A 9467-nucleotide genomic window follows, 5' to 3' on the forward strand; every position below is an offset into this window, starting at 1 on the left:
CGCCGCGGCTTTGCACTGTTCAAGGTCATGCCGGCCTACTGCATGCTGAGCGGCAGGCGGACACGGACCATGGCGCTGTTGGCTTCCAGATCGCTCTCGCCCAGGCCCTGAACCGAGACCTCGCCGGAGAGAATGCCGCCATTGCTCAGTTCGGCATTGAAGCCGAGGCGGGCGTCCGCGCGGAAATCGCCGAGGCTCGTTAGCACGCCATTGGAGTTGTAGACGTCGGCATCATCATAATCCCAGACACCGTTGACGCGGACATAGGGCTCGAAATAGCCGCCATTCGGATTGTCCATCCGGTAGGCGAATTCCGGGCCGAAGTTCAGGCGGCCAATGGTGATGTCCTGGGACGGGATGGTGAAGCCGAGGCTGTCGGTATAGGCGCTCTGCTCCTCGGTGAAATAGGCCAGGCCGATCTCCGGAGAGATACGCCAGCCACCCGAGAAATAGTCACCGGTCAGGTTGGCTTCGAGCAACCAGCGGTCGGTCTCGAAGTCATCCCAATAGGTCCCGATCGGATTGACCTGGTTTTCCGACTGGCCGTAGGCCCCGCGTGCGTCGAAATACAGGTTCTCCGACAGGCGGGCGACCATATACGGGCCGGCCATCCAGCCATCACCCTCAACCCGCGAGCGCAGGGCGCCGGTGACAGTCTCAGCCGTATCCCACTGGATAAGGGCACCGATCATCACATCCTCGGAGACCATCATGTCGGCACCGAGATAGTAGATGCCGAAATCGCTTTCCGCATCGAGACCGGCACGATTGTCGTCAACCGAGCTGTAGGTGGCCTGGAACCAGATATCGGTCGAACCGACACCGCCCTGGTTGTTCGCTGCGAGGACATCGCTTTGCGGCATGGACTTCTCGTTTGCCGCGCGGATCGCGTTGAGGCTGGTGGAGAAGTTGGCCTGGAAACGACCATCGCGGAAGTCAGCCGAGAAATGGTTCGGCGTCGTGGCTTCGTCACCGGACCGCATGCGCTGCGCCAGGCGCGGCGAATTGGTCAGGATCTGGTCGGCACGGGCTGCCATGAAGGAGCGGATCGCCGACAGGGTGACTTCCTGGATGTAGGCCTCGTTGCGGACGTTGGCGAAGGTACAGACCATGGTCTCTTCAGGATCGAGGTCGATCGTGATGGTGCCATTGGCCAGGTCCACGACATTGCCGCCATCGGTATCACCGGTACAGGTGATGGCCGACAGGTCCCATTCCGCATTTGCCGCCTGGCTGATGGCATAGGTGCCGCGCAGGACGGTGAAGCCGGCCGAGCTGGCCGTACCGTTGGAGGTATTCAGCGTCAGCCCGTTCACCGCCGTGATATCGGAGGCGTAGGAGAAGCTGCCCTCACCGGCAATCGACGGAGCCGTCGTTGCCACAATGGTCAGGCTGCCCTCACGCGGCTCCAGCGTGATGGTGACCGGAATGACGATGGTGTCGAGCGTATTGGCCTTGGCCAAGCCGCCCTCCTGTCCGGACGGAACCACCTCGGTGATGGTGATGTTGGCCGAATAGGTCCCCGGAGCCAGATCCAGTACCGCAGCGGTGAAGCTGACGGTGAATTCCAGCGAGCCGGAAGCCGGGATGGAACCCGAGGTCGGGTCGATCGTCAGCCAGGGCTGGTCGGTCGCAGCGGTGAAGAAGAAGGCCGCACCGCCGGTATTGTCCAGGCTGAAAGTCGTGCTCTCGGTCGTCGGATCATCGGTCAGGGACGCGAAGGTGATCTCGACATCCGGGATCGCGGTCTCGTCGATCTTCGGATCCGCGGTGAACTCGAAGTCACAGGTGACGGAGTCCGCCGGGGACAGGGTGATATTCGCCGTTCCCGTGCCGGTATCAACGGTCGTGGAACCGCCGGTACACATGATGGCATCAAGCGTGAAGTCGCCGAAATCATCGAGCACGACGGCATAGCTGCCCTCGGCCAGATCGCTGAAGATCGAGGAGCCGGCCTGCGCCACCGTGGTGATCGAGAAGTCGCCAAGATCGCCGGTGTAATCGAACGTGCCGTCCGCTGCACCGGTTATGGAGGTGGCGATGGTGACCGTGCCGCGACGCATGTCGACAGAGAAGATATCGGTCTCGGTACCATCCGTCTGGGCATTGCCATTGGCATCGGCACCGCCGGTCACGGTGACATCAATATCGGTGATATTGTCGCCATTATCCGCCACTGCATAGGTCGCCGTGTAGACCGTGTCGCCGCTGGAGAAGGCCCCAGAGGTGAAGGTCAGCGTGCCGGACAGATCATCCGAACCGAAATCAATCGCCGGAACGGTGGTCGGGTCCATCGCTTCGGAGAAGGTCACTGCCAGGGTGAAGGGCGTGCCGACATCGGCGACACCCAGCAGGGCATCGGACGCGACCACGCTGACAACCGTCGGCGCAGACACGTCTGCGTCGAGGGAGAACTGGGTCGCGGCAGTATTGCCATTACCCGGGCCATCGGTCGCCACATCGGCAGCAACATCGACCGTCACCGCGCCGTCAGCGGCCGGCGTGATCGTGGCACCATAGGTCGTGCCCGAGCCGGTGAAGGCCGAAGCCGCACCATTGCCGACCGTGATGTCGGCCAGCTCGAAGCCGGTGACAGCTTCGGAGAAGGTGAAGCTCACATCGAACGGACCGGTCTGCACACCCGTTGCCACAGACGCGATGATCACGTCCGGCGGGGTCAGGTCGGTGTCGACGCTGAACTGCGAGGCTGCCGTATTGCTGTTGCCCGCAATGTCGGTCAGGCGACCGGCCGGAATATCGACCGTCAGCGTGCCTTCCGCGGTCGGCGTGACTTCAGCGGTCCAGCTGTCTCCGGAACCGGAGAAAGCGGAGAGCACACCATTGATCACATCGACATCGATGGCGGCAAAGCCGGTCACGTCTTCAGAGAAGTCAATGGTGAGGGTGAACGGACCGGACTGGATCGCCGTCGGGCCGGTAAAGGCCACGGTCGGCGGGGTGATGTCAGCCGCGACGGAGAACTGGGTCGCCGCCTCGCTCGGGTTGGACACGGCATCCTGGCCGGCACCCAGGGCGATATCGACGGTTACATTACCGTCAGCTGCCGGGGTGATGGTGGCCTGGTAGGTCGTACCGGAGCCGGTAAAGCCGGACGCGGCACCATTGCCCACCGTCAGGTCGGAAACCTCGAAACCGGTGACGGCTTCGGAGAAGACGACATCGATGGTGAAGGCGCCGATCTGGGTTGCGGTCGGACCGGTGATGGCGACAGACGGGCCATCCTGGTCGAGCGCAGCCGTGGCGGTTTGCGCCGTGGAGACGTTACCGGCCGCATCCGTCAGGGTGACGGACAGGGTCAGCGTACCGTCCGGCAGGCCGGACAGGTCGATCGGGGAAATATTCTGCCCCGCAGAGGTGACCGTGCCGGATCCGGTGACCGGGCTGCCACCGCTATCGGAGGTGAAGCTGTAATTATAGGTCGTGCCGGTTTCCGCACCGGTGAAGTCGAAGAAGCCGTTCGGCGCGGTGACCGCGTTGAAGGACGGCGTATCCAGGCCCGTGAAGCCGACGGTGAAGCCGGTCGGGGCCGTGACATCGACATCGATGGTGAACTGGGTCGCGGCGGTATTGCCATTGCCCGCGGCATCAGAGGCGGCACCGGCATTGACGTCGACCGTCGCTGCACCATCCGCGATCGGGGTTGCGGTGACGGAATAGGTCGTTCCGGACCCGCTGAAGCCGGACAGGGTCAGCTCGGCGCTGGCCGTGATGTCGCCAACAACGAAGTCGGCCACCGATTCCGAGAAGACGATATCGACGGTGAAGGCCGAATTGGTCGGACCGGTCGCTGTAGAGGAAACGGTCACCGTCGGCGGGGTCTCATCATTGGTGATGGTGAACTGGGTCGCGGCCGTATTGCCGTTGCCCGCGCCATCATTGGCCACGCCAGCGGCGACATCGACCGTCACCGCACCGTCAGCGGCCGGGGTGATGGTTGCGGTGTAGGTGTCGCCGGAACCGGAGAAACCCGAGGCCGCCGCGTTGCCCAGCGTGATATCGCCAACCACGAAGCCGGTGACGCTTTCCGAGAAGGTGAAGGTGGCCGTAAAGGCACCGGACACCGGATCGGACGAACCGGTCGTGATCGCCACGCTCGGCGGGGTTTCGTCATTGGTGATGGCGAACTGGGTGGCAGCCGTATTGCCATTACCCGCGGCATCCGTGGCGACACCAGCATTGATGTCGACAGAGACCTGGCCGTCGCCCGACGGGGTGATGGTGGCGGTATAAGTGTCGCCGGAACCGGAGAAGCCGGAGGCGGCACCATTGCCGACAGTCAGATCACCGACCACGAAACCGGTGACGCTCTCGGTGAAGGTCACGGTGATGGTAAAGGCCCCGGACACCGGGTCGGACGAACCGGTCGCGATGGAAACATCCGGCGCGGTTTCGTCATTGGTGCGCGTGAACTGGGTCGCGGCGGTGTTGTCGTTGCCGGCCGCATCCTGGGCCACAGCAGCAGCGACATCGACGGTCACCGCGCCATCAGCTGACGGGGTGATGGTGGCCGAATAGGTATCACCGGAACCGGAGAAGCCCGAAGCGACCGCATTGCCCAGCGTGATATCGCCGACGACAAATCCGGTCACGCTTTCGGAGAAGGTGAACGTGGCCGTGAAGGCACCGGAGACCGGGTCGGACGAGGTCGAGCTGATGATGACCGTCGGCGCCGTTTCGTCATTGGTGACGGAGAATTGCGTCGCGGCGGTATTGGTATTGCCCACCTGGTCAGCGGCAACACCGGCAGCGACGTCGAGCGTTACCGCGCCATCAGCGGACGGGGTCACGGTCGCGGTATAGGTATCACCGGAACCGGAGAAACCGGACAGGGCTGCATTACCCGCAGTGATGTCGCCAACGACAAAGCCGGTGACGCTTTCCGAGAAGGTGAAGGTGGCGGTGAAAGCACCGGACACCGGGTCAACCGAACCATTGGTAATCGCCACGCTCGGCTGGGTCAGGTCAAGCGGCGCCGTATCGGTCGCCGGGCTGGACGTATTGCCGGACGGATCAGTCAGCGTCAGCGATACGGTCAGCGTACCTTCCGACAAGCCGGACAGATCAAGACCGGTAAAGTCGAACTCATTCAATTCACCAGGCGAGGCCGGCGCCGGAAGCGTACCCGTACCCGTGACCGGCGTGCCGCCACCGCTCGAACTGATTGAGTAGGCGTAATCGGTCAGGCGCTCCGGATCAGACAGGGTGAAGGAGGCATTGGTATAGTTCGACGGGCCATAGCCGGTCGCATCGAAGGCGACGGTGAAGCCGGACGGGGCCTCATTGTCGAAACCGGAACCGGTGAGACCAAAGATGTAGGGGTTCTCGTCGGTATCATTATTGGCGATCGAGACCGAGGCGTTGATCGGTCCAACCGCGCTCGGATCAAAAGTGACCACGAAAGAGGAGGTCCCGGCCGCAGCAATCGTCGAGGCCGGCTGAGAGGTCACCGTGAAGTCGGTGCTACCCGAAATCGTGACGGCATTGGCACCCAGGGTCAGGTCGGACGAACCGGTATTCTGGATGATGAAGGTCGCGGTCGGTGTGGCGCCGGAAATATTGACCGAACCGAAATCGGTGCCGTCAGCGGAGGCCGGGGTCGCATCGCCATTGAGGATGCTCAGCGTGGCGGTGCTGTCGACGACATTGATTTCCGGACCGGTAACGCCAGACCCGGAAATGCCGAACGTGTACGGGTTCTCATCCGCATCATTGGTCGCAAAGGACAGCGTGTCGGAGCGGCTGCCGATCGCGGTCGGGTCGAAAGTGACCTCGAACGTGGTCGAATTGCCGGCTGCGACCGGGCTGGAGGGCTGACTGGTGATGGAGAAGTCCGTCCCCGTCGTCAGCGTTACCGTACCGACAGTCAGGTCTGTGGTGCCGTCATTGCGGATGGTGAAGGTGCGGCTGGCCGTACCGGAGGCGACATCGGCGGTCCCGATGAAGGTGCCGTCAGTAGCGCCGGGGGTCGCATCGCCATTGGCGATTTCCACGCCGAGGCCGAGCGTCGTGGCTTCCGGCGCGGCGACGGCGATGGCCACGGTGAAGTTATTGGACGCGGTATTGTCTGCGCCGCTACCATTCTGGGCACCGGCTGCATTGTACTGAACTTCAGCCGTACCAACGCCGGTCGGGGTCAAGGCGACCGTGTATTCGGCAGCACTGACCGGGGTAATGCCGGCCAGCGTCACACCGGTAAGGGTGAAATCGCCGGCATCGACGCCGGTCACATCTTCGCTGAAGAGCAGGTCGACATTGAAGTTCGACGCCACGGAGAGCGGGCCGGACGGGCCTTCAATACGCGAGGTCGGCGCGGGAACCTGGATGGACAGCGTGTCCGTCGCGCCGGAGATGGTGACCGCGCCGACATCGGAGCGCGTTGCGGACAGATTACTGGTGGTATTGACGTAATCGCCAACAGTCGCGCCACCCGGGACGGCGACCGTGACCGAGAAGGTACAGCTTTCATCCTGGCCGAGATTACCCCCGGTCAGCGTCAGCGTGCTGGTGCCGGACAGGGACGAGCCGACACCACAGACGTCAGTCTGCGTACCGCTGGTCGAGGCCAGACCCGAGAGAACCGCGTCCAGATCATCGGTAAACGCCAGCCCGGTCGTGGTGAAGCTGCCGGCGGCAGAGATGGTGAATTCCAGGGTCACATTATCGCCCGGCTCGGCCGGGTCATTGGTGAACGCCTTGGAGAAGTCGATCGTTCCCGTACCCTCAGCGCCGGCAATCTCGAGACCCGGAGCGACCGCATCATCAACAACGCCACCGCTCGTGGCGAGCGTCAGACTCAACGCACTGGTAGCAAAGTTCGTAACACCTGCAGGTGCGCTCGACGGCGTGTCGATGACCACATCGAAGCTACAGCTATCGCCCGCTGCCAGATTCAGGCCGACGGCAATGAGGAAGGTGGTGCCGGACAGCGAAGAGCCGGTGCCGCACATATCGTTCAAGGCACCGCTGGTGCTGGACGCACCGGACATCGCCGCTGTCAGGTTCTGGCTAAAGACGCCATTGGACAAATCTTCCGCCGAGTTGTTAGCCAGCGTGAAACGCAACGTGGCGGCCGCATCAGGCGCGATCGGATCGTCGATGAACTCGGCGGTGAAATCGATCTGGTCCTTCAACGGCACGGGCGGCGAGGCGTCATAAGCAACCGAGAAGAGGTTGGAGGCGTTATTGTCGTTTCCGGCCAGGTCAGTCACCGTCGCTGCCGGTAGCTCGACCGTGATCGGGGTGCCGCCGGTCGGCGTCACTTCGACATTGGCACTGAACACGGCGCCACCGCCATCACCGCCGCCACCGCCGGTCAGAGCAACCGTTGCGTTTGTGACAGTGAGGTCGCTGACGTCAAAACCATTGACCGCCTCACCGTTGAGCGTGGTGGAGTCAATAAAGCCGACATTGATATTGAAGGCCGCACTGACCGGACCGTCGGGACCGGTAATCGATACATTCGGTGCGGCCGTGTCGGTCACGACCACCACATCGACATCTGGGATAACCAGCGTGAACGGCGTCGCCGCACCATCGGGATCAGCGATACCGGTCAGCGATGAAGCGGAAACGGAATAGGTGCCGGCCGGGGTCGAGGCCGGAACGGTGAAATCGAAGAGAACGGTGCAGTATATGAAACCCGCTCCGGCCTGGGACAGACCGCTAAAGCCGATTGTCCCGCTGCCGCTGGCAACGGCCTCGCTGTCGAGATCACAAGCACCGGTGCTCAGCGTGCCGGCCTGCGCCGCAGCCAGGGGGATGGCTGCATCAAGGAAGACCGAAAACTCGCCGTCAGCAAAGTCGAGAGCAAATCCTGTATCGAGGAATTGGTACTGGATGCGCACCGTGTCTCCGGGTCGAATATCGGGAATGTTGGGATCAGGCGTCGGGAACTCGCTGGCTGCTGCGGACACGAAGTCCGGGTCCTGCGCCTGTGCTCCGCTGGCCATCGCCAAGGCCGTTGCCCCGGCCAATGCGACAGAGCGCACCAGCTTGCCAGTAGAGTTAACGACAGCCTTGAATTGATCGAGCGACAGCATGGTCTATTCCCCCCATAGGCGAAGCGCGCTCACATTGCGTATCACGTCCACGAATCAGTGGATTAGCCGTAACATAAAGCAACAGAACGCGTTTCTCGCGAGTCCCCCTCTTAGGAACGCAGATACACCCTATACCAGGGAAATACCCCGCAAAAGAGGTTTCGTGTCCGAAACGAGGGTTTTTTCCGAAAACTCAATTCGCCTGCAGCCTTGAGACGAAAATTTCGCAAGGGCCAAGTTTGACCTTTCCCGCACCGGGGAAATCGGCATGCTCGGGCACGAGACGACAAACCGGGAGGATGAGAGATGAAAACGCGCGCTGCTGTCGCCTTCGAGGCCGGGAAACCGCTGGAAGTGGTCGAGGTTGACCTGGAAGGCCCGAAAACCGGCGAAGTCCTCGTCGAGATCAAGGCCACCGGTATCTGCCATACCGATGAGTTCACCCTCTCCGGCGCCGATCCGGAAGGCGCCTTCCCCGCCATTTTAGGCCATGAGGGCGCCGGCGTGGTGGTGGAAACCGGCCCCGGCGTCACCTCGCTGCAACCCGGCGACCACGTCATTCCGCTCTACACGCCGGAATGCCGCGAGTGCGATTATTGCCTGCACCCGAAAACCAATCTCTGCCAGAAAGTCCGCGCCACCCAGGGCCAGGGCCTGATGCCGGACGGCACCTCGCGCTTCTCCTACAAGGGCGAGAAAATCCTGCACTATATGGGCTGTTCGACCTTCTCGAACTATACCGTCCTGCCCGAGATCGCGCTGGCGAAAGTGCGCAAGGACGCGCCCTTCGACAAGATTTGCTATATCGGCTGCGGCGTCACCACCGGCATTGGCGCAGTGATGTTCACCGCCAAGGTCGAGCCCAATACAAGCTGTGTCGTCTTCGGGCTCGGCGGGATCGGCCTCAACGTGATCCAGGGCCTGAAACTGATCGGTGCCCGCCAGATCGTCGGCGTCGACACCAATCCGGCCAAGGCGGAGATGGCCCGCCAGTTCGGCATGACCGATTTCGTCAATCCGAAGGAGATCCAGGGCGACCTGGTCGGCCATCTGGTCGAGTTGACCGGCGGCGGGGCGGATTATTCCTTCGAATGCATCGGCAATGTCGAGGTCATGCGCGCGGCGCTGGAATGCTGCCACAAGGGCTGGGGCGAGAGCGTCATCATCGGCGTCGCACCGGCCGGCGCGGAAATCCAGACCCGCCCCTTCCAGCTCGTCACCGGCCGCGTCTGGCGCGGTTCCGCCTTCGGCGGCGCCAGGGGCCGTACCGACGTGCCCAGGATCGTCGACATGTATATGGACGGCCGCATCAATATCGACGACCTGATCACCCACACCATGCCGCTGGAAGAGATCAATACGGCCTTCGATCTCATGCATGCGGGCAAGAGCATCCGGAGCGTGGTG

Annotated in this window: 2 protein-coding genes; one reads left to right on the forward strand and one right to left on the reverse strand. The window is 62.6% G+C overall.

Annotation, left to right across the window (positions count from 1 at the left end):
* Positions 1 to 35: 35 nt before the first annotated feature.
* Positions 36 to 8060: an Ig-like domain-containing protein gene (locus tag Q1V51_RS05855; protein WP_300554101.1), complete on the reverse strand. Its 8025-nt coding sequence runs from the start codon at positions 8058 to 8060 to the stop codon at positions 36 to 38.
* A 306-nt stretch (positions 8061 to 8366) separates the two neighbouring features.
* On the opposite strand from Q1V51_RS05855, the gene Q1V51_RS05860 reads away from it, so the two are divergent.
* A partial coding sequence (locus Q1V51_RS05860; protein WP_300554102.1) for an S-(hydroxymethyl)glutathione dehydrogenase/class III alcohol dehydrogenase occupies positions 8367 to 9467 on the forward strand: 1101 nt, incomplete at its 3' end.

The sequence above is a fragment of the Maricaulis sp. genome, from assembly GCF_030149235.1.
Taxonomy (GTDB): Bacteria; Pseudomonadota; Alphaproteobacteria; order Caulobacterales; family Maricaulaceae; genus Maricaulis.

Excerpts from the sequence above, each read along its gene's own strand:
- Q1V51_RS05855 (WP_300554101.1), bottom strand. The coding sequence starts at position 8,060 with ATGCTGTCGCTCGATCAATTCAAGGCTGTCGTTAACTCTACTGGCAAG.